This is a genomic window from Thiobacter sp. AK1, from assembly GCF_039822265.1.
GTDB classification, from domain to species: domain Bacteria; phylum Pseudomonadota; class Gammaproteobacteria; order Burkholderiales; family Thiobacteraceae; genus Thiobacter; species Thiobacter aerophilum.
Genome location: NZ_JBAJEX010000007.1, coordinates 20,454 through 40,114, shown reverse-complemented (window position 1 = coordinate 40,114; position 19,661 = coordinate 20,454). Strand labels below are relative to the sequence as shown.

The window sequence follows — 19,661 nt, the reverse complement described above, 5'->3', positions numbered from 1 at the left end:
GTAAGGACGGATGGGCGCCTTGTGTCTTGCCCGTGTCTTCCCCGCGAAAGCGGAGACCTAGGAAAAAGGGCCAAGAATACGCTGGATTCCCGCTTTCGCGGCAATGACGGTTTACTTACGCAGCCTGGCAACGACTTTCGTAAAGCTCAATGGGCGCTCCCGATGGAAATGGCCTCAGCCTGTGCTCCACGCGCGGGGCTTGATCATCCCCGCCAGTTTGCAGGCCTGTTTCACGTAGCCGTAGGGAAATAGCCGGTAGAGGTGTTCCTTCGCGGTTTTGCGATCCATGCCGTGCTGGGCCAGGTAATCCTGGACGTGGCGCACGTCCGGCGCCACTTGGTGTTCGCTCCAGTACTGGCGCATGAAACGCAGCACGTCCCAGTGGTCGCCGGTGAGGGTGATGCCTTCCTCTTGGGCAAGCTGCTGCGCCACCTCCTCCGACCAGTCTTCGGGATTTATCAGGTAGCCTTCGCTATCACGGGCCACAGCCAGTTCGGTCGTCATCATTTGCTCTCCATAACAACATCCAGCCCAGAACATAATGGCGGCGCTTGATGCAATCAAGCGATATTATTTGCCGGTTGCTATCGAAAAAGGTGATGCATATGACCGATCCACTGCCGCGGCGCCTGTCCCTGGATGTGGAGCAGGCGCGCACGTTTCTCGCCATCGTGGCGCGGGGCAGCTTCCTGGAGGCGGCGCGCCAGCTCAACGTGACCCAGTCCACGGTGAGCGCACGGATACGCAGTCTCGAGCAGGCCCTGGGCGCGCGATTGTTCCAGCGCAACCGGGCCGGAGCCAGTCTCAGCCTCGCCGGCCGCCGCTTTCTGCCCTATGCGCAACGGCTGGCGCGGGTGGCGGAGCAAGCCTGGCGCGAGGTGGGTCTGCCTTCACGCTACCGCCACACCTTGCGTGTGGGGGCACGCATCGCCCTCTGGGAAGGACTGCTGCCGGCGTGGCTCGCGCGCTTGCGCAAGACCCACGGGGACGTGGCGGTGGAGGCCGAGATCGGCTTCGAGGCGGACCTCATGGGCCGGCTCACGGAAGGTAGTCTCGACCTCGCCCTCATGTACACACCGACCCACACGCCAGGGTTGGTGGTGCGCCATCTGTTGGATGAGGAACTGGTGCTGGTGTCCGACCGACCCCGGCGCCGGCCCGGCCAGGAATACATTCACGTGCGCTGGGGTCCCGGCTTCGATCAGCAGGAGGCCGCCGCGTTTCCCGGGCTCGAGCCGCCGCCGCGGGTGGTAAACGTGGGTTGGCTGGCGGTGCACCTCGTGTTGCACGAAGGAGGGAGCTGTTATCTGCCCTGGCGCATGGCACAACCCTGGGTGAGCGCAGGGCGGCTACACGTGGTGCGTAGCGCGCCGCGCTTGCCGCTACCCGCCTACGCCGTGCATCGGGAGGAAGACGGGCAAGGGCTGGTCGGCACGGCTCTGGCCCTATTGGCCGAGATGGTGGCAGGCCCTGCTACAGCCGATGACGCGCATCACGTAGTGCGAAACCACGTACCGGGCCCTCAAGCCCGCGGCCTAGGGCGATGACCTTGATTAGCTCCCCCATCTCCGCCGGCGATAACAGCTTGCCCACTGCTTGGGCCTGTTGCGCGTAGCGCACCATGTCGCTAACCGGAATCTGCGCCAGTAGATCGGTGATGCCGCAATCCAGCAGGAAAGCTGCCTGGCTCGTGTAGCCCGCCAGTTCGAGCCCGGCTGCGAGGCCGGCCTCGGCGATGGCGGTGAAGTTCACATGGGCGGTGAGATCTGACAATCCTGGCCAGAGGAAGGGGTCGGCGTGGGCGTGGTGGCGGTAATGGACCATGAGCGTACCCTGGGCTCGCTGGGGATGGTAATACTCGGCACGCCCGAAGCCATAGTCGATGAAGAGAATTAGCCCCGCTGCCAGGCGCTCTGCGAGACTGCGCAAAAGCGCGCCGGCCGCCCGGTGCAGTTCGATGACATAGCCTTCCGGCAAGGCAAGGGCCGCAGCCTCGTTGACGAGCGCCGTGTCGTCGCAGGGGCGGTCCTGCCAGGCGAAGCCCTGGGGTGTGACCACCACGCCACGCTCCAAAAAGCTTGCGCCCTGACGCAGCAGCAGATGCACCGGCAGGGCGTCTAGCACCTCGTTGCCGAAGACGATGCCCTGGAGGGTGTCGGGCAGGCGGTCGAGCCAGCCCACCCGTTCCGCGAGCCGGGCTGGCAGCGTCGCGATCCGCTCTCGGCTGCGCTCCTTGAGCTCGGCCGAGGGTTCCAGGATCAGGTAGCGTGCCGGCAAAACGCCCAGCCGGTCGAGCTCGGCGAGCAGGTCCACCGCCAGCCGGCCACTGCCTGCGCCCAGTTCGACAATATCGGCCGCCTGACCCAGTGTGGTCAGCACGTCCGCGAAGCAGTGAGCGAGGCTCCGTCCAAACAGGGGGGTCAGCTCGGGCGCGGTGATGAAATCGCCCGCCGGCCCGAACTTGACGCTTCCCGCCGCGTAATAGCCCAGCCCCGGCGCGTACAAAGCGAGTTCCATATAGCGGGCGAAGGAGATCCAGCCGCCGGCGCGCTGGATTTCGTCGCGCAGGAAGGCGCTCACGCGCGCGCTGTGGGCGGCAGCATCGGGGTTGGGAGCGGGCAGGACGGACATGTGATAGATTTCAGAGGCGAAAGGCACAGCGCCCGTGATGAGGCAGCTTGCGCACGACTTCATCGCGCAAACGGGCACCCGGGCAAACGGCGATGGGCACACCTCATTTTCGCCGGCGCAGGGATCACGGTCCTCGCAGCCTGTCGCCTTTTTTCGTCAGTTCCAATAGGTGCGGCAAGGACATTGTAATGGTAACGGCAAGGGCATGAGCAATAATCAGGCAGACAAGGTGGTTCTCATCACCGGCGGCGCCAAGCGAGTCGGCGCGGTGATCTCGCGCATGCTGCATGAGGCGGGCTGTCGCCTGGTGATCCACTATCGCTCCTCGCGCGGCGAGGCCGAGGCGCTCGCCGCCGAGCTCAATGCCAAGCGTCCGGACAGTGCGGGGCTCATCCAGGCGGACCTGCTCCACATCGCCGGACTGCCGCGGCTAGTAGAGGAGACGCTGGCGAAATTTGGGCGACTGGACGTGCTCATCAACAACGCCTCCAGCTTCTACCCGACGGAAGTGGGGTGCATCACCGAAGAAAACTGGCAGGATCTCATCGGTACCAATCTCAAAGCACCGCTGTTTCTTTCGCAGGCGGCGGCGGATGCGCTGCGTCATGCCCATGGCTGCATCGTCAATATCGCCGACATCCACGCCGAAAGGCCGATGAAGGCCTATGTGGTGTACAGCATCGCCAAGGCGGGACTGGTGGCCCTGACCAAGTCCCTCGCGCACGAACTGGGCCCCAATGTGCGCGTGAATGCCATTGGTCCCGGGCCCATTCTCTGGCCCGAGGACGATCCCACTTTCGACGACAGCGAACGGCGGCGCATCATCGCCCACACCTTACTCAAACGGGAAGGCACGCCAGAAGACATCGCGCGGGCGGTGCGCTTTCTCATCTTCGATGCGACCTATACCACCGGCCACATGCTCACCGTGGACGGCGGCCGGAGCGCCAGCCTGTGACTGCCGTCGTGGCGCCCTCTAGGCGACTGGTGGCCGCGGCCGGCCGCGCCATTGGCGACTACGACATGATCCGCGCCAATGACCGGGTGCTGGTGGCGCTTTCCGGCGGCAAGGATAGTCTGTCCTTGCTACACGTGTTACTCCATCTCCAAAAGAAGGCCCCGATTCGTTTCGAGCTCGCGGCGGCCACCGTGGATCCCCAGTCGCCGGATTTCGACCCCGCGCCATTGAAAGACTACGTGCCGCAGCTGGGCATTCCCTATTTTTACGAGTCCTTTCCCATCGTGGAGCAGGCCAAGACCTCGATGCAGGGCGACTCCTTCTGCGCTTTTTGTTCCCGCCTGCGGCGGGGGCTGCTCTACGGCTGCGCGCGACGGGAAGGCTACAACGTGCTGGCGCTGGCCCAGCATCTGGACGACCTGGCAGAAACCTTCCTGATGTCCGCCTTCTTCGGCGGCAAGCTGCGCACCATGCAGGCCCATTATGTGATCGATGCCGGCGACCTGCGTGTCATCCGCCCTTTCGTTTATGTGCGCGAACGGCAGACGGCCGCCTATGCGAGAAACGCTGGCCTACCGGTGATCCAGGAAAACTGCCCCGCCTGCTTTAGCAAACCTACCGAACGCATGCATATGAAGCAATTGCTGGCCGGCCTGGAAAAAGAGCATGCACGCCTCTTCCCCAATCTGCTCACCGCCATGCGTCCCCTCATGGGTCCCATGAAGGAGGGGCAACGCCACATGCCGCCCCGCCACCGACACGATCGGCTGGTGGTGGATTGATATCAGCTTGCCTAACCGACGCCCTAGGAAACCGTGTAGAGAACCATGACCAAGTCTGCTGCGATTCATTCCTTCGAGCCACCCCGCCGCACCCTGATGGGGCCGGGACCCTCTGACATTCATCCGCGCGTGCTGGCTGCCCTGGCGCGCCCCATCATCGGGCACCTGGACCCCGCCTTCGTGGAGATGATGGAGGAACTCAAGAGCCTGCTGCGCCTGGCTTTCCTTACCCAAAACGAGCTCACTTTCCCCGTCTCCGGCCCGGGTTCGGTGGGGATGGAAACCTGCTTCGTCAACCTGGTGGAACCTGGCGACAAGGTGATCGTCTGCGTCAATGGCCTGTTCGGCACACGCATGGTGGACAACGTGCGGCGCTGTCGCGGCGAGCCCATCGTGATCGAGGATGCCTGGGGTGAGCCGGTGGATCCCAACAAAGTGGAAGACGCTCTCAAGCACCATCCCGGGGTCAAGGTGGTGGCCTTCGTGCATGCGGAGACCTCCACCGGTGTGGTCTCCGATGCCAAGACCCTAGCGGAGATCGCCAAGCGCCAGGGCGCCCTCACCCTGGTCGATGCGGTCACTTCCCTGGGCGGCTCGGAGCTGCGGGTCGATGACTGGGGACTGGATGCGGTTTATTCCGGCAGTCAGAAATGCTTATCCTGCGTGCCGGGCTTGTCACCCGTCACCTTCAGCCCGCTGGCGGTGGAAAGCGTGAAGAAGCGCAAGCACCCAGGGCAGAGCTGGTTCATGGATCTCACCCTGGTGCTGGGTTACTGGAGCGCGGGCAGGCGCACCTATCACCACACCGCACCCATCAACGCCCTGTACGCCCTGCACGAGGCGCTGGTGCTGTTGGCCGAGGAAGGTGTGGAGCAGTCTTGGCAGCGCCACCGCGCCATGCACGAAAGGCTGAAAGCGGGCCTCGAGCGGCTGGGGCTGGATTTCCTGCCGGCCGCGCCCTACCGCCTGCCCCAGCTCAATGCCGTCCGGGTGCCGGCCGGCGTGGACGAGGCGGAAGTGCGGCGGCGCCTGCTCACGGAATACGACCTGGAGATCGGCGCCGGCATGGGACAGCTCGCCGGCAAGATCTGGCGCATCGGTCTCATGGGCTACGGTGCCCGGACCGAGAACGTGGAACGCTGTCTCTCGGCGCTGGCCGCCGTGTTGGGCCATTGATGCCCGCCCTCAGCCGAGCCGGGCGCGCAGCGTGCGCGCCGCAGCGACCATGTGGGCGAGCGCCGGCTCCACTTCCTCCCAACTGCGAGTCTTGAGGCCGCAATCCGGATTGACCCACAGTCGCTCCGGAGCAAACAGCGTCGCGGCGTACTCCAGCAGCCGCACCATGTCTTCCGTCGCCGGCACATGGGGCGAGTGCACGTCAAACACGCCTGGCCCCAGCTCATTGGGATAACCGGCCTCGGCGAAAGCTCTTACGGATTCCATGCCCGAGCGGCTCGCTTCAATGGTGAGCACGTCGGCGTCGAGGGCGATGATTGCGGGCAGAATGTCGGCGAACTCTGCATAGCACATGTGGGTGTGGATTTGGGTGGCATCCGCCACCCCCGCGGCGCACAGCCGGAAGGCGCGGGTGGCAGCGGCAAGATAATCTGCGCGCGCAGCAGGCCGCAAAGGCAGACCCTCGCGCAGCGCCGGCTCATCGATCTGAATGATGGTGATGCCCGCTCGTTCCAAATCTTCCACTTCGTCCCGCATCGCCAGCGCGAGCTGGAGCAAGACCGTGGCCTGGGGGAGATCGTCGCGCACGAAGGACCACTGGAACAGGGTCACCGGTCCGGTTAGCATGCCCTTCACCGGCTTGGTGGTAAGGCCCTGGGCATGGCGCGCCCAATGCAGGGTAATGGGCGTGGGGCGCGCCACGTCGCCGTAGAGCAGCGGGGGCTTCACGCAGCGCGAGCCATAGGACTGTACCCAGCCGTGCTGCGTGACGGCGAAGCCCGTAAGATGCTCGGCAAAATATTCCACCATGTCGTTGCGCTCGGGCTCTCCGTGCACCAGTACATCCAACCCGAGCGTCTCCTGTACCCGGATGGCATGGGCGATTTCCGCTTCCATGGTGGCGCGGTAGGCGGCTTCGGTGAGCTCCCCGCGGCGCCAGGCGGCGCGGGCCTGGCGCACCGCTGGGGTCTGGGGAAACGAACCGATGGTCGTGGTAGGGAGTAACGGTAGCTTGAGATGAGCACGCTGGGCGGCGCGGCGCACGGCGTGGGGTGAAGCGCGCCAGCCGGCTTCCTCACCCAGGGCGGCGAGGCGCGCCCCCACCTCGGGTCGATGCACGCGTGGGCTAGCCCGGCGTGCTTCCACTTGCCGGCGCGCGTCCGACCAGTCGATCGACTCGCCGCGCAGCGCACGCTTAAGCGTCTGGAGCTCATCCAGCTTTTCTTGGGCGAAGGCGAGCCAGCCGCGTAGTTCGGCATCGAGTGTCGTCTCGCCGGCCAGGCTGACCGGCACATGCAGCAGGGAACAGGAAGGGGCAAGCCATAGCTCGCGCCGACGCTCCACCGCCGGGCGCAGGCGGCCAAAGGCGGCATCCAGGTCCGTGCGCCAGACGTTGCGTCCATTGACGATGCCCACCGACAGCACCTTGTGGGCCGGCAGCCAGTCCAGCACCGCCGGCAGATCAGCCGCGCCGCGCACGCCATCCACGTGCAGACCGTGTACCGGCAGTTGGCAGGCCAGGCGCGCGTTTTCAGCCATGGGCGCGAAATAGCTCGCGAGCAGCAGTTTCGGTCCGGCGCTTGCCAGGGTGGCATAGGCGGGCTCGAAGGCCGCTTGCCATGCAGGTGCGAGCTCGGTGGCCAGGATGGGCTCATCCAACTGCACCCATTCCACACCCAGTTGCGAAAGCTGCGCGAGGATTTGTCCATACACCGGCAGCAGCCGCCCGATCAGTTCCAGGCGGGAGAAGTCTGCGGCCTTCTCCTTGCCCAGCCAGAGAAAAGTCAATGGTCCAAGCAGCACGACCTTGATCCGGTGGCCGAGCCGCCGCGCTTCCTCCACTTGGGCAAACAGCCGCTGCGATGCCAGGCGGAAGCTGGTATCCGGCGTGAACTCCGGCACCAGGTAGTGGTAGTTGGTGTCGAACCATTTGGTCATTTCCAGCGCCTGGCCGTGGCCCCCACAGCAGTGCACCGCGCCGCGCGCCATCGCGAAATAACGTGCAAGTTCCGGCTCGTCGTCGCGGAAGGCGAACCGGGCCGGCTCGCAGCCCAGAAGCTGGATGTGGTCCAGCACATGGTCATAGAGGGAAAAGTCGCCCACCGTGACGAAATCCAGCCCCGCCTTGGCTTGCTCTGCCCAGTTTGCGGCGCGCAGGTCCCGTGCCGTGGCTTCCAGTTCCGCTGCGGACCGCTCGCCGCGCCAGTGGGATTCCAGTGCGAACTTGAGCTCGCGCCGGGCACCAATGCGCGGATATCCCAGGATGTGCGTGCGAATCGTGGTCGTCATCTTGTGCTCCTCGATCAAAGGCGCCCATAATCGCGCCAGCTCCATTCATGAAGCAAGCGCATCTTTTGCAATTCAACATGAGGAAAATTCATGATAGAGCTGCGCCATCTGCGCGCCCTGGCGGCGCTGGCGGAAACCGGCAGCATCAGTGCCGCGGCGGCACGACTCAATTTGACCCAGTCCGCCCTGTCGCACCAGATCGCCGCACTGGAGGCCTATCTCGACCTTGCCCTGTTGGAGCGAGGTCGGCGTCCTTTGCGTTTGAGTCCCGCGGGCGAGCGGCTACTCGCGCTTGCCCGGCGCGTGCTGCCGGAAGTGGATGCAGTGCGCCAGGACTTAGCGCGCCTCAAAGCCGGTGGCGGCACACGGGAGATGCGCATCGCGGTCGAATGCCACACCTGTTATGACTGGCTGATGCCGGCCATGGACGCCTACCGGGAGCGTCATCCCGAGGTGGAACAGGATCTCGTGCCCGGTTTCCATGCCGATCCGCTGGCCTTGCTTTCTGCCCATCAGGCGGATTTGGTGATCGTATCCGAGGCCCCCGCGCGGCGGGGTATCGCCTATTTCCCCCTGTTCCGCTATGAGATGGTGGCACTACTGGCGCGCGGCCATGCACTGCTGGCGCGGTCTTACCTGACGGCACGCGATTTCGCCGGCGAGACCCTCATCACCTATCCGGTGCCAGACCGCATGCTGGACGTGGTGCGGCGCGTGCTCAAACCGGCGCGGGTGAACCCGCCGCGGCGCACGGCGGAGCTTACTGTCGCCATTTTGCAACTGGTGGCCTCGCGCCGCGGCATCGCGGTGTTGCCCCGTTGGGCGGTGGAGAGTTATCTGGAGCGGGGTTACGTGTTGGCGCGGCCGGTTGGCGCGCGTGGGCTGTGGGGGCGTCTGTTCGCCGCGGTGCGCGCGCGGGAGAAGACCTTGTATGCAGACTTCGCCTCACTGCTCGCGGATACGGCGCGGCGTGGTCTGAGGGGGATTACCGACTGATGCGCCCTTGGGTGGCGGTCAGGAACGGTCGAGCTTGAGCACTTTGGCCGGGCCCACGTGGACCTGCTTGCGGGCGAGTTGTTCTAAGGCGAGATGGAATTCGCGCGGCAGGCGCTTCATGGTCGCTCGCGCCTTCTCCTGGTAATAGACCCGCTCATAAGGTACGGGATCCTCCAGCGACTCGCGCACGTGAGGGTCGAAGCGTTGCCACGCGAGCTCGATCTGGCGCGCGCCTTCGCGGTCAACGAAGATGATTTCCTCGCGGTCGATCACCGCCAGATACTGCATGCTGCGAATAGGTACGAACACGCAGGCCTGGGGACTACGGGCAAGCAGGATGCGCGTGAGGTTGTAGGTGGCAGCGGGCAGACGAGAGGGTTCGCGGGCGATTTCCGAGTCGCGCCAGAAGGATTCTTCCATGGATAGCCTCCTGTCGAGAATCACAAGGGGCCCGTGCGCAGGGCGCTGGCTTGGGCACGCTCAGTCGGCGAACTCCAGCCGGTCCTGCAGGGCGGTCACCGCGTCTGCGGCGCAGATTTCGTCCTTGTCGCCGCCCGGGGCGCCCGAGACACCTAGTGCGCCCAGCAGGACCCCGCCGGCGCGGATGGGTACCGCGCCCTCCAGCATCAATAGCTCGCTCACACTGTTGATCTCGGGGCGAATGTCTTGCCGGGCACGGCGGAATTCCGAACCGCTGACACCGGCCAAGGTGACGGCATTGGCCTTGCGGCGGGCGAGCTCCACGGTGAAGCGGCTGGCCCGGCTGTCGCGCAGCACCACCTGTAGGTTGCCGTCGCGGTCTACCACCACGGCACTCACGTTGTAGCCGCGACTGCGGCAGGCATCCACCGCCTGTTGGGCAAGGTCGCGTGCAAGCTCCATGGACATGCGCGGGACGCTGTAGCGCTCGCTGGCAAGTGCCGACGTGGCCGCACAAAGCGCGAGGCAGGCAATGAGCAAGGGGCTGCGGGGCAAAGGCATGGCATGACCTCCAGTGCATGAACCTTGTTGATGGCAGGGGTATCGCCTATTGTGGTGTATGCCTTCACGTTTTTCCAGTGAACCGAGCAAGGAGCGTCCCATGGCCCGTGTTCGTCTTGCCACACCTTTCGATCTACCTGCCTTCAGCGATTTGTTGCAAGCATTTGAGCCACCGGTGCAAGCGGCCGAGCAGCCTCTCGGCCACATCGACATGGACGTGCTAGAGACGCCGGAGGCCTTCGTGATCGACGCGGAGCTGCCCGGGGTCGCCAAGGAGGCCATCCATGTCAAGGTGGACCGCAACCGGGTGGAAATCAGCGGCCAGGCGCGCCCACGCGCCCCCCGCGCAGGGGAACGCATGCTTTGCCGCGAGCGCCATGAGCACCTGTTCTACCGCAGCTTTGTCCTACCCCATGAGATTGACGCGGAGCGCGCCAGTGCCCGTTTCGCCGACGGCGTGCTCGAGCTTACCCTGCCCAAGAAAGCGGGCGGCAGGCGCGAACTGCCGATCGGCTGAGGGCGCGCTTTAGCGGCGGCCTGGGGGACGCCAGCCGAGGGCGGCGGAAATGGCATCCGCCGTTTCCTTCACCCGCGGCGCCCAGTTGCGGTCGAAACGCTCCGCGGGCGCGGAGATGGACAGTCCCGCTACCAGGTTGCCGTCCGCATCACGAATGCCTGCGCCGATGCAGCACACGCCCTTCTCCGCCTCCTCGTTGTCGAAGGCGATGTGCTTCTTGCGCACCTTGGCGAGTTCCTCCAGTAGCGCCTCCTCGCTGGTGAGGGTGTGCGGCGTGTAGGCAGGCAGCCCGGTGCGGCGCGCATAGCCGCGGGCCTCCTCGTCGCTGGCCTCGGCCAGGAAGATCTTGCCCACTGCGGTGATGTGCAGCGGCGCACGCGCGCCCACCACCTGCACCACGCGCATCATGGCGCGGCCACTGGCCGTGCGTTCCACGTAAACCATCTCGTCGCCATGGCGCAGGCTAAGGTTCACCGTCTCACCAAGCTCCTGGTGTAACTGCTGCATGTAGGGCAGCGCCTCGCGCCGGATGTCCAGCCGTGCCTTGACCAGATTACCGAGTTCCAACAGCTTGAGTCCGAGACGATAACTGCCGGCTTCCTGCTTGGCCACCAGGCCCTTTTCCACCATGACGTTGAGGATGCGATGGGCGCTCGAAGGGTGCAGACCGGTGAGGGTCGCCAGCTGCTTGAGGTTCACCGGCTGGGGATGCGCGGCCAGGACCTCGAGCAGATTCATCATGCGGTCGATCACCTGGATGGAAGACTTGCCTTCGCGCTCGCTCATGGTGGGCAGGGCTGATTTCGGATGACGAAATCTTATTGCAAAAGTGTTTCTGGGCCAAGGCCCTTTTGGCTACACTGACAGCAATGTCGCTCCCGGTGCCGTCGTGCGTGTAGGACTGTTCGTCACTTGTCTGGTGGATCTGATGCGGCCATCCATTGGCTTCGCCGCCCTGCGGCTGCTCGAGGCCGCTGGCTGCCAGGTGGTGGTTCCCGCCGGTCAAACCTGCTGTGGCCAGCCAGGCTACAACAGCGGTGATTTCGCGGCGGCGCGCCGCTTGGCGCTGCGCTGGGTGGAAGACTTTGCTGACTGCGACTACGTGGTGGCGCCTTCCGGTTCCTGCGCGGCGATGATGCGCGTGCACTATCCGCGCTTGTTTCCTGCGGACGTTGCTGCCGGCAGGCGGCTGACCGATCTGGCGGCGCGGACCTGGGAACTTACCCGCTTCCTGGTTGAGGTGCTGCGTTTCGAGCGGCCGCCTGGCACCTGGCGGGGTGTCATCACCTATCACGATTCCTGTTCGGGCCTGCGCGAGCTGGGCGTGAAAAACCAGCCGCGCAACCTCCTCGCGCGCATGCCTGGCGTGATCTTGCGGGAGCTGGAAAACTGCGAGACCTGCTGCGGCTTTGGTGGCACCTTTTCGGTGAAGTTTGGCGAACTCTCCACGCGCATGGCCGAGCACAAATGCGCGGCGATCCAGGCGAGCGGTGCTGCCGCCGTGGTGGGCGGCGACCTGGGGTGTCTGATGCACATCGAGGGCCGACTCAGGCGGCGGGGCGATACCGTAACGCGCGTGCTGCACGTGGCAGAGGTGCTCGCCGGCGAGCAGGGAGTGGTGCCGTGCAAGTGAAGACCATGCGCTTCGTGCGCAACGCCCACGAGGCGCTCGCCAACGAACGCCTGCAGCAGGCGCTGCGCCGCACGGAGTGCCGCTTCGTGCAGGGGCGAAGGGAGGCCCTGCGCGAGCTCGATGATCCGGACGCGGTGCGCGCCCATGCCGCCGCCATTCGCGACCGGGTGTTGGCGCAACTTGATCGCTGGCTTGAACGGTTCGAACAGGAAGCCACCGCACGCGGCGCCGTGGTGCACTGGGCCGAGGACGCGGCCGCGGCACGGCGTATCGTCTGCGACATTGCCCGCAGCCATGGCGTGAAAAAGGTGGTGAAATCCAAGTCCATGGTGAGCGAGGAGGTGGCGCTCAACGAGGCGCTGGAGGCGGCCGGGATAAAGGTGGTGGAAACCGATCTGGGCGAGTACATCCTGCAGCTGGCCCACGAGCCCCCTTCCCACATCGTGGCACCGGTTCTACACAAGACGCGCGATGAAATCGCCGATCTGTTCGCCTGCCATCATGGCCGTCCCCGCCAAACCGGCATTGCCGAGCTCACGCGCGAAGCCCGGGAAATCCTCCGGCCGCATTTTCTCTCCGCCGACATGGGCATCTCCGGCGCGAATTTCCTGATCGCGGAAACGGGCTCGGTGATGATCGTCACCAACGAAGGCAATGGCCGGCTGGCCACCACCTTGCCGCGCGTCCACGTGGCCATCACCGGCATCGAGAAGGTGGTGCCCACCCTCGAGGATGCGGCGACGCTTTTGCGGTTGTTGCCGCGCTCGGCCACCGGCCAGCCCATCACCAACTATGTCTCCTTGCTCACCGGCACGCGTAATACACACGACCACGACGGGCCCGAGCATTTCCACATCGTGCTTTTGGACAATGGCCGCAGCAGCCTGGTAGGCGGCGAGCTGGAACCCATCCTGCGCTGCATTCGCTGCGGTGCCTGCATGAATCACTGCCCCGTGTACCAGAACGTGGGCGGCCATGCCTATGGCTGGGTCTATCCGGGCCCCATGGGATCGGTGCTCACGCCTGCCTATGTGGGCCTAAAGCAGACCTTGCCCCTACCCAATGCCTCCACCCTGTGTGGCCGCTGTGCCGAGGTATGCCCGGTGAACATTCCCCTGCCGGATCTCTTGCGCGCCCTGCGCCGAGCCCAAGTGGAGCGGGGGCTTAGGCCTTTTTCGGAGCGACTCGCGCTTCGCCTTTGGACGGGGTTGGCGCAGCGGCCTTGGCTGTACCGGCGCGTCACCGCCTGGGCCGTGCGCCTGCTGCACGCTCTGGGCGGCAAACAGGGGCGGCTCTCCTCGCTGCCTTTCGCGCGCGGCTTCACCCAAGGCCGCGATGTGCCGGCGCCCTGTGGGCGCACCTTCCACGAACTCTACCGGCGAAGGTCTGCTTCATGAGCGCGCGGGCGGCGATTCTTGCGCGGCTGGCGCGTGTGCGTCGCGACGACACGCCGATCGAGACGAGCCTTGCGCTGCCGCTGCGTGGCCCAGGGCCGGCGCCCAATGGGGATAGGGTGGCGCGTTTCGAGCAGTGCGCGCAGCGGCTGGCCAGCACGGTGGCCCGCGTGGCATGCGCACAGGACGTGCCCACCGAGGTGGCCCGCTATTTGGCCAGTCTGGATCTGCCGCCGCGGCTGGTATGTTGGGTGGAGTGGCAGGGGCTCGACTGGGCAGGCGCGGGTGTGCAGGCCCTGTGTCGCCCAGCAGCAGCTACTGATCTCATCGGGCTCACCGGCGCCTTCGCCGGCATCGCCGAGACCGGCACGCTCATGCTGATCTCAGGCGAGACCACGCCTGCCACCACCAGCCTCCTGCCGGAAACCCATATTGCCGTGCTCGCGAGCTCGCGTCTGGTGGACACCTTGGAAGACGCCTTCGCCCTGCTGCGGCGGGAGGCCGCGCGCTGGCCGCGAGCAGTGAATCTGATCTCGGGACCGTCGCGCACGGCGGACATCGAACAGACGGTGACCTTGGGCGCCCATGGCCCCTATCGGGTGCATATCATCCTGGTGGATCATTGAGAAGCACAAAAGCGGGAATCAGGGTATTTCGTGGCTGCGTCTCCGGGTCCCATTTCTCCTTTGCAGCAGGAAGGACTGACTATGGAAACACTGACACTCTGGATCGACGGCAGGCGCGAGCCGGCCACCAGCGGCCGCAGCGGCGATGTGTTCAACCCGGCCACGGGCGAGGTCGTGCGCAAGGTCGCTTTCGCCGGCGCCGCCGATGTCGATCGCGCGGTGCAGGCGGCCCGTGCCGCTTTTCCTGCCTGGCGCGCGACGACGCCGCTGCGGCGCGGGCGCATCCTGACCCGCTTCCGCGAGCTGATGGAACAGCACCGGGACGAGCTGGTGCAGCTCGCGACCGAAGAGCACGGCAAGACCCTGGCGGACGCGGCCGGCTCGGTGCAGCGCGGCATCGAGGTGATCGAATTCGCCGCCGGCGCGCCGCATCTGCTCAAGGGGGAGCATGCGGAAGACGTGGGGCGCGGCGTGGACTGCCATTCCCTGCTGCAGCCGGTGGGCGTGTGCGCGGGCATCACGCCCTTCAACTTTCCGGTGATGGTGCCGCTGTGGATGTTCCCGGTGGCCATCGCCTGCGGCAACACTTTCGTGCTCAAGCCTTCGGAAAAGGTGCCTTCCTGCAGCCTGCGCATGGCGCAGCTGTTCCAGGAGGCGGGGCTGCCGGACGGCGTGCTCAATGTGGTGCCCGGCGACAAGGAAGCGGTGGACGCCCTACTCAACCACCCGGGTGTGGGGGCGATTTCTTTCGTCGGCTCGACGCCGGTCGCGAAATACGTCTACGAAACCGCGGCGCGCAACGGCAAGCGCGTCCAGGCGCTGGGCGGCGCCAAGAATCACGCCGTGGTGCTGCCCGATGCCGACCTCGACTTCACCGCCGACGCCCTGATCGGCTCGGCCTATGGCTCGGCGGGCCAGCGCTGCATGGCGATCTCCGCGGTGGTGGCGGTGGGCGCGGTGGGCGATGCCCTGGTGGCGAAACTCAAGGACAAGGCGGCCGCGCTCAAAGTGGGCCGCGGCGACCAGGCCGGCATCGACATGGGGCCGGTGATTTCCGCGGCGCATCGCGACCGCATCGTCGGCCTCATCGACAGCGGGGTGCGGGAAGGCGCGCGGCTGGTGCTCGACGGGCGCGGCATCCGGGTGCCGGGCGGGGAAAGCGGTTTCTTCGTCGGGCCGACGCTGTTCGACGGGGTGACGCCGGAGATGGACATCTACCGCGAGGAAATCTTCGGGCCGGTGCTGATCGTGCTGCGCGCGGCCAGCCTCGACGAGGCCATCGCCCTGATCAACCGCAATCCCTACGGCAACGGCACGGCGATTTTCACCCGTTCCGGCGCGGCGGCGCGGCGCTTCGAGAATGAAATCGAAGTGGGCATGGTGGGCATCAACGTGCCTATCCCGGTGCCCATGGCCTTCTTCTCCTTCGGCGGCTGGAAGGCCTCCCTGTTCGGCGACCTGCACATGCACGGCATGGAAGGCGTGTGGTTCTATACACGTACCAAGACCGTCACCAGCCGCTGGCCGGCCGAGCCCGGTGCGAGCGGTGGCGGCTTGGTGATGCCGACCATGTAGCCGCCAACGGGGCGCTTGAAATTATCCCTCATGAGGTCTACGCTTTATCACCAGTCAGTAACTAATTTCACGATACAAAAATAAGAATGTTAGCAAGTTGTTGGCAGGAACGAGCTGTATTAACGTGACCGGGTCTTTTTTCCTTCAACAAGACACATCAGGAGGCAGACATGAGCAAGAAAGAAACCCCATCCCCCGCTAGCCCCCAGAAGGTGAGCCGCCGCAAATTCCTCGGTGCCGCGGCGGTAACCGCCACCGGCGCCACTACCCTCGGCTTTCCCATGATCGCCAAGGCGGCCGGCCCCATTACCCTGCGCTTCCAGAGCACCTGGCCGTCCAAGGACATCTTCCACGAATACGCCCTGGACTTCGCCAGCAAGGTGAACGCCATGTCCGGCAACGAACTCAAGATCGAGGTGCTGCCCGCCGGCGCGGTGGTGAAGGCTTTCGACCTGCTGGACGCGGTGAACAAAGGCACCCTGGATGGCGGCCATGGCGTGGTGGCCTACTGGTACGGCAAGAACAATGCTGTGGCCTTGTGGGGGTCGGGCCCGGCCTTCGGCATGGATGCCAACATGGTGCTGGCCTGGCACTACTATGGCGGCGGCAAGGAATTGCTGGACGAGATCTACAGATCCATGAACATGGACGTGGTGTCCATGCTCTATGGTCCCATGCCCACCCAGCCGCTGGGTTGGTTCAAGAAGCCGGTGACCAAGGTGCAGGACTTCCACGGCCTCAAGTACCGCACCGTGGGGCTGGCGGTGGAGATCTTCAAGGAGCTGGGGGCCGCGGTGAACCCCTTGCCCGCTGGCGAGATCGTGCCGGCCATGGACCGTGGTCTACTCGATGCCGCGGAATTCAACAACGCCTCCTCCGACCGCGTGCTGGGCTTTCCGGACGTGGCCAAGGTGTGCATGCTGCAAAGCTTCCACCAAGCGAGCGAGCAGTTCGAGGTACTCTTCAACAAGAAGAAATACGATGCTCTCAGCGCCGAGCACAAGGCCATCATCAAGCACGCCATCGAGGCCGCTTCCGCCGACATGTCGTGGAAGGCCATCGACCGCTACTCCAAGGACTACCTGGAGATGGCCACCAAGCAGGGCGTCAAGTTCTACAAGACGCCGGATGCCATCCTGCAGGCCGAGCTCGCCGCCTGGGACAAGGTGATCGCGGCCAAGAGCGCGGAGAACCCGATGTTCAAGAAGGTTCTGGACTCCCAGCGCGCCTTCGCCGCCCGCGCCGCACGCTGGCAGAACGACACCAACGTGGACTTCAAGATGGCTTACAACCATTACTTTGCCAAGAAGAAGGCTTGACCCTTCGCAACTGCCGCCGGCTGCCGCCGGCGGCTTTTTCCCCATGAGTGACTCCCTATGCAGAACCTGATGCTGGCGGTCGACCGCCTGTCCACGTTCATCGGGCGCTTCTTCGCCTGGTCCATCGTGATGCTGACACTGCTGGTGGCCTGGGAAGTGTTTTCCCGCTACATCCTCAACCATCCCCATGCCTGGGCCCTGGACGCGCAGATCATGCTCTATGGCGTGCTGTTCATGATGGCGGGTGCCTACACGCTGGCGCATCAGGGCCATGTGCGCGGCGACATCCTATACGGCGCGTTTTCCGAGCGCACCCAGGCCGCGGTGGACCTGGCGTTGTATATCGGCTTCTTCATCCCCAGCGTGCTCGCGCTTACCTGGGCGGGCTGGACTTACGCCAACGACTCGCTGGCCATCCGCGAGAACACCTTTTCTCCCGAGCCGCTGCCGCTGTATCCGTTCAAGTTCGTGATTCCCGTGGCGGGGGCCCTGCTATTCCTGCAAGGGTTGATCGAGATCCTGCGCTGCGTGATCTGCCTGCGTGACGGCAAATGGCCGAGTCGCGCCAAGGACGTGGAGGAGATCGACGTGGAGGAACTCAAGGCCATGGTCAAGGAAGAACCGAGCGCGGAGGCAGGCGAGTGAAGAAGGAACTCGTATTCGGCTTCACCCTGATGGCCATCATCCTGCTGGCCATCGCGATCTTCACCCCTTGGGGGCACCTGACCAACGGCCACATCGGCCTCATCATGCTGTGCCTGATCGTGGTGGCGATGATGATGGGCTTCCCCAGCGCCTTCACCCTGATGGGCATGGGCGTGGCGTTCTCCTGGTACGCCTATCACTCGGTCAACCCTGACCTCGCGGTGCAGCAGACCCTGGATCTCGCGGTGCAACGCACCTACGGGGTGATGACCAGCGACGTGCTCATCGCCGTGCCGCTGTTCCTGTTCATGGGCTACCTGGTGGAGCGGGCCAACCTGATCAAGAAGCTGTTCCACGCCATCCACGTCGCCACCGCGCGCATTCCCGGCTCGCTGGCGGTGGCCACGCTGGTGACCTGCGCCATCTTCGCCACCGCCACCGGCATCGTCGGCGCGGTGGTGACCCTGATGGGGCTGCTGGCGCTGCCCGCCATGCTGCGCGCCGGCTACGACACCAAGCTGTCGGCGGGTGTCATCGCCGCCGGCGGCACCTTGGGCATTCTTATCCCGCCATCCATCATGCTCATCGTCTATGGCGCCACGGCGGGGGTATCGGTGGTGCAGCTCTACGCCGGCGCGTTTTTCCCGGGCCTGCTGCTGGCCGGCCTGTACATCGTGTACGTGATGGTCATGGCCACCATCAAGCCGCACTGGGCGCCGCGTCTCAGTGCCCAGGATCGCGCCGTGCCGCTGCCGCCGCACATGACCGAGCTCGCCTCGCGCTACGGCAGGCTCGCGCTGCCCAGTCTGCTGCGCGCCGTGATCGCCGGCGTGCCCGGCATCCCGCGCGCGAAAGTGTGGAAGGAGCTGCTGGTGGCGAGCCTGCCGGCGCTGGCCTTCATCCTCATCATGGGCCTCACTTGGAACGCCCTCACCAAGCCCGACGAAAGCTATGACACCTCCGGACTGGTGGAGATGGGCGTGTCCACCGAGGCGCTCGACCACGGCGATACGGGCAACGCGCCCGGCGTGTCCGAGCCTCCGGCGGAAGAGACCGTGCCCGGCGTGTCGGAGCCCCCGGCCGAGGAAGCCGCCCCCGCCGAGCCGCCGGCGGTGGCGGAAGCGCCCGCCGTCGTGCCCGGCGTGGCTAAGCCGCCCCAGGCGGCGCCCGTCGGGGCCGCGCCCCGCCACCCGACGCCGCAATGGTTCTGGAAGGTGCTCGGCGCCGGCATTGCCATCCTGGCGGTGATCTATCTGCTGTTCAACTTTGCGCGGCTGGAAGTGTTCCGCATGCTGCTCACCTCTTTCTTCCCGCTGGCGGTGATGATCCTCGGCGTGCTGGGGTCCATCGTGTTCGGCCTGGCCACGCCCACCGAGGCCGCGGCCATCGGCGCGCTGGGCGGCTTCGTGCTGGCCGCTATCTACATGGCGCTGGAGAAGCCCAGGGAACAGCGCAAACGCTGGTGGCCGAGCTGGATCGTGCTGTGGGGCGTGTTTCTCGCCTCCATCGTCTGGTTCGTCTTGTATCAGGCGCAGGTAACGACGCATCCCGTGCCCAAGTGGCTGGGCACGCTCTCCATGTTTGCCTTCCTGATCTGGGCCGTGCTCGTCATCTGGCAGGTGAAGCTCGCGCCCATGCTCAAGGAAGCGGTCTTCCTCACTGCCAAGACCTCGGCCATGGTGTGCTGGCTGTTCGTGGGCTCCAGCCTCTATTCCGCCGCCTTCTCGCTCCTGGGCGGACAGGAGGTGGTCGAGCAGTGGGTGCTGTCGCTCAACATGACGCCGGTGCAGTTCCTGCTGCTGACCCAAACCATCATCTTCATCCTGGGCTGGCCCCTGGAGTGGACCGAGATCATCGTGATCTTCATGCCGATCTTCGTGCCGCTGCTGGCGCATTTCAACATCGACCCGCTGTTCTTCGGCCTGCTGGTGGCGCTCAACCTGCAAACGGCCTTCCTGTCGCCGCCCATGGCGCCGTCGGCCTTCTACCTGAAGGGTGTCGCGCCACCCAACGTCACCCTGGGCCAGATCTTCGCCGGCTCCATGCCCTTCCTGCTGCTGGTGCTGGTGTCCATGACCCTGCTCTACCTGTGGCCCCAGATCGGTCTGTGGCTGCCGGCCCAGCTGTACAAATAAAGGA

The 19,661-nt window shown here is 65.3% G+C and carries 19 protein-coding genes; 13 read left to right on the top strand and 6 right to left on the bottom strand.

What is annotated here, in order from left to right:
* Positions 1–174: 174 nt before the first annotated feature.
* A complete protein-coding gene (locus V6E02_RS09325; protein ID WP_347308524.1) occupies positions 175–507 on the bottom strand; it encodes a TusE/DsrC/DsvC family sulfur relay protein in 333 nt (110 codons plus the stop codon).
* A 98-nt stretch (positions 508–605) separates the two neighbouring features.
* Between V6E02_RS09325 and V6E02_RS09320 the strand changes: the two genes are divergently transcribed.
* Positions 606–1,547, top strand: a complete 942-nt coding sequence (locus tag V6E02_RS09320) for a LysR family transcriptional regulator (protein WP_347308523.1) — start codon at positions 606–608, stop codon at positions 1,545–1,547.
* On the opposite strand, the gene V6E02_RS09315 is transcribed toward V6E02_RS09320, so the two are convergent.
* Complete coding sequence (locus V6E02_RS09315) at positions 1,474–2,631, bottom strand: class I SAM-dependent methyltransferase (protein WP_347308522.1); 1,158 nt, start codon at positions 2,629–2,631, stop codon at positions 1,474–1,476. The genes V6E02_RS09320 and V6E02_RS09315 overlap by 74 nt on opposite strands.
* Positions 2,632–2,836: 205 nt before the next feature.
* Here V6E02_RS09315 and V6E02_RS09310 point away from each other — a divergent pair, with 205 nt between their 5' ends.
* The 3 genes from V6E02_RS09310 to V6E02_RS09300 are packed head-to-tail and all read left to right on the top strand — an operon-like array spanning position 2,837 to position 5,547.
* Positions 2,837–3,589 carry a pteridine reductase gene (locus V6E02_RS09310; RefSeq protein WP_347308521.1) on the top strand — a complete coding sequence of 251 codons (753 nt, stop codon included), beginning with the start codon at positions 2,837–2,839 and terminating at the stop codon, positions 3,587–3,589.
* Positions 3,586–4,371 carry a PP-loop family protein gene (locus V6E02_RS09305; RefSeq protein ID WP_347308520.1) on the top strand — a complete coding sequence of 262 codons (786 nt, stop codon included), beginning with the start codon at positions 3,586–3,588 and terminating at the stop codon, positions 4,369–4,371. Before V6E02_RS09310 ends, V6E02_RS09305 begins: the two co-directional genes overlap by 4 nt.
* A 45-nt stretch (positions 4,372–4,416) precedes the next feature.
* A complete protein-coding gene (locus V6E02_RS09300; protein ID WP_347308519.1) occupies positions 4,417–5,547 on the top strand; it encodes a pyridoxal-phosphate-dependent aminotransferase family protein in 1,131 nt (376 codons plus the stop codon).
* Positions 5,548–5,556: 9 nt separating this feature from the next.
* Here the strand turns inward: V6E02_RS09300 and metE are convergent, their stop codons facing one another.
* Positions 5,557–7,836, bottom strand: coding sequence for a 5-methyltetrahydropteroyltriglutamate--homocysteine S-methyltransferase (gene metE / locus V6E02_RS09295; protein WP_347308518.1), 2,280 nt, complete (start codon positions 7,834–7,836; stop codon positions 5,557–5,559).
* A gap of 90 nt (positions 7,837–7,926) precedes the next feature.
* On the opposite strand from metE, the gene V6E02_RS09290 reads away from it, so the two are divergent.
* Positions 7,927–8,832 carry a LysR family transcriptional regulator gene (locus V6E02_RS09290; protein WP_347308517.1) on the top strand — a complete coding sequence of 302 codons (906 nt, stop codon included), beginning with the start codon at positions 7,927–7,929 and terminating at the stop codon, positions 8,830–8,832.
* Positions 8,833–8,850: 18 nt separating this feature from the next.
* On the opposite strand, the gene V6E02_RS09285 is transcribed toward V6E02_RS09290, so the two are convergent.
* Positions 8,851–9,252, bottom strand: coding sequence for a hypothetical protein (locus V6E02_RS09285; RefSeq protein WP_347308516.1), 402 nt, complete (start codon positions 9,250–9,252; stop codon positions 8,851–8,853).
* 60 nt (positions 9,253–9,312) lie between these two features.
* A complete protein-coding gene (locus V6E02_RS09280) occupies positions 9,313–9,813 on the bottom strand; it encodes a GlcG/HbpS family heme-binding protein (RefSeq protein WP_347308515.1) in 501 nt (166 codons plus the stop codon).
* A 100-nt stretch (positions 9,814–9,913) separates the two neighbouring features.
* On the opposite strand from V6E02_RS09280, the gene V6E02_RS09275 reads away from it, so the two are divergent.
* Positions 9,914–10,330 carry an Hsp20/alpha crystallin family protein gene (locus tag V6E02_RS09275; protein ID WP_347308514.1) on the top strand — a complete coding sequence of 139 codons (417 nt, stop codon included), beginning with the start codon at positions 9,914–9,916 and terminating at the stop codon, positions 10,328–10,330.
* Between the two features lie 9 nt (positions 10,331–10,339).
* Here the strand turns inward: V6E02_RS09275 and V6E02_RS09270 are convergent, their stop codons facing one another.
* Complete coding sequence (locus V6E02_RS09270; protein WP_347308513.1) at positions 10,340–11,116, bottom strand: IclR family transcriptional regulator; 777 nt, start codon at positions 11,114–11,116, stop codon at positions 10,340–10,342.
* Positions 11,117–11,219: 103 nt separating this feature from the next.
* Between V6E02_RS09270 and V6E02_RS09265 the strand changes: the two genes are divergently transcribed.
* The 7 genes from V6E02_RS09265 to V6E02_RS09235 all read left to right on the top strand — a co-directional run bounded on the left by V6E02_RS09265 (position 11,220) and on the right by V6E02_RS09235 (position 19,657).
* Positions 11,220–11,963, top strand: coding sequence for a (Fe-S)-binding protein (locus tag V6E02_RS09265; protein WP_347308512.1), 744 nt, complete (start codon positions 11,220–11,222; stop codon positions 11,961–11,963).
* Positions 11,954–13,360, top strand: a complete 1,407-nt coding sequence (locus V6E02_RS09260) for a LutB/LldF family L-lactate oxidation iron-sulfur protein (RefSeq protein WP_347308511.1) — start codon at positions 11,954–11,956, stop codon at positions 13,358–13,360. Before V6E02_RS09265 ends, V6E02_RS09260 begins: the two co-directional genes overlap by 10 nt.
* On the top strand, positions 13,357–13,983 hold the full coding sequence (locus V6E02_RS09255; RefSeq protein WP_347308510.1) for a LutC/YkgG family protein: 627 nt from the start codon (positions 13,357–13,359) through the stop codon (positions 13,981–13,983). The genes V6E02_RS09260 and V6E02_RS09255 overlap by 4 nt, the downstream gene beginning before the upstream one ends.
* An 81-nt stretch (positions 13,984–14,064) precedes the next feature.
* Positions 14,065–15,558, top strand: a complete 1,494-nt coding sequence (locus tag V6E02_RS09250) for a CoA-acylating methylmalonate-semialdehyde dehydrogenase (protein ID WP_347308509.1) — start codon at positions 14,065–14,067, stop codon at positions 15,556–15,558.
* A gap of 170 nt (positions 15,559–15,728) precedes the next feature.
* On the top strand, positions 15,729–16,877 hold the full coding sequence (locus V6E02_RS09245) for a TRAP transporter substrate-binding protein (RefSeq protein ID WP_347308508.1): 1,149 nt from the start codon (positions 15,729–15,731) through the stop codon (positions 16,875–16,877).
* A gap of 57 nt (positions 16,878–16,934) precedes the next feature.
* Positions 16,935–17,522 (top strand): TRAP transporter small permease subunit, encoded by a 588-nt coding sequence (locus tag V6E02_RS09240; RefSeq protein ID WP_347308507.1) that lies wholly within the window; start codon positions 16,935–16,937, stop codon positions 17,520–17,522.
* Positions 17,519–19,657: a TRAP transporter large permease gene (locus V6E02_RS09235; protein ID WP_347308506.1), complete on the top strand. Its 2,139-nt coding sequence runs from the start codon at positions 17,519–17,521 to the stop codon at positions 19,655–19,657. Before V6E02_RS09240 ends, V6E02_RS09235 begins: the two co-directional genes overlap by 4 nt.
* Positions 19,658–19,661 lie beyond the last annotated feature (4 nt).

What these genes read in the sequence shown, in the direction of transcription:
- V6E02_RS09320 (WP_347308523.1), top strand. Translation starts at nt 606, where the DNA reads ATGACCGATCCACTGCCGCGGCGCCTGTCCCTGGATGTGGAGCAGGCG.
- V6E02_RS09245 (WP_347308508.1), top strand. Translation starts at nt 15,729, where the DNA reads ATGAGCAAGAAAGAAACCCCATCCCCCGCTAGCCCCCAGAAGGTGAGC.
- V6E02_RS09270 (WP_347308513.1), bottom strand. Translation starts at nt 11,116, where the DNA reads ATGAGCGAGCGCGAAGGCAAGTCTTCCATCCAGGTGATCGACCGCATG.
- V6E02_RS09285 (WP_347308516.1), bottom strand. Translation starts at nt 9,252, where the DNA reads ATGGAAGAATCCTTCTGGCGCGACTCGGAAATCGCCCGCGAACCCTCT.
- V6E02_RS09255 (WP_347308510.1), top strand. Translation starts at nt 13,357, where the DNA reads ATGAGCGCGCGGGCGGCGATTCTTGCGCGGCTGGCGCGTGTGCGTCGC.
- V6E02_RS09290 (WP_347308517.1), top strand. Translation starts at nt 7,927, where the DNA reads ATGATAGAGCTGCGCCATCTGCGCGCCCTGGCGGCGCTGGCGGAAACC.
- V6E02_RS09300 (WP_347308519.1), top strand. Translation starts at nt 4,417, where the DNA reads ATGACCAAGTCTGCTGCGATTCATTCCTTCGAGCCACCCCGCCGCACC.
- V6E02_RS09280 (WP_347308515.1), bottom strand. Translation starts at nt 9,813, where the DNA reads ATGCCTTTGCCCCGCAGCCCCTTGCTCATTGCCTGCCTCGCGCTTTGT.
- V6E02_RS09315 (WP_347308522.1), bottom strand. Translation starts at nt 2,631, where the DNA reads ATGTCCGTCCTGCCCGCTCCCAACCCCGATGCTGCCGCCCACAGCGCG.
- metE (WP_347308518.1), bottom strand. Translation starts at nt 7,836, where the DNA reads ATGACGACCACGATTCGCACGCACATCCTGGGATATCCGCGCATTGGT.
- V6E02_RS09325 (WP_347308524.1), bottom strand. Translation starts at nt 507, where the DNA reads ATGATGACGACCGAACTGGCTGTGGCCCGTGATAGCGAAGGCTACCTG.
- V6E02_RS09250 (WP_347308509.1), top strand. Translation starts at nt 14,065, where the DNA reads ATGGAAACACTGACACTCTGGATCGACGGCAGGCGCGAGCCGGCCACC.
- V6E02_RS09310 (WP_347308521.1), top strand. Translation starts at nt 2,837, where the DNA reads ATGAGCAATAATCAGGCAGACAAGGTGGTTCTCATCACCGGCGGCGCC.
- V6E02_RS09275 (WP_347308514.1), top strand. Translation starts at nt 9,914, where the DNA reads ATGGCCCGTGTTCGTCTTGCCACACCTTTCGATCTACCTGCCTTCAGC.
- V6E02_RS09240 (WP_347308507.1), top strand. Translation starts at nt 16,935, where the DNA reads ATGCAGAACCTGATGCTGGCGGTCGACCGCCTGTCCACGTTCATCGGG.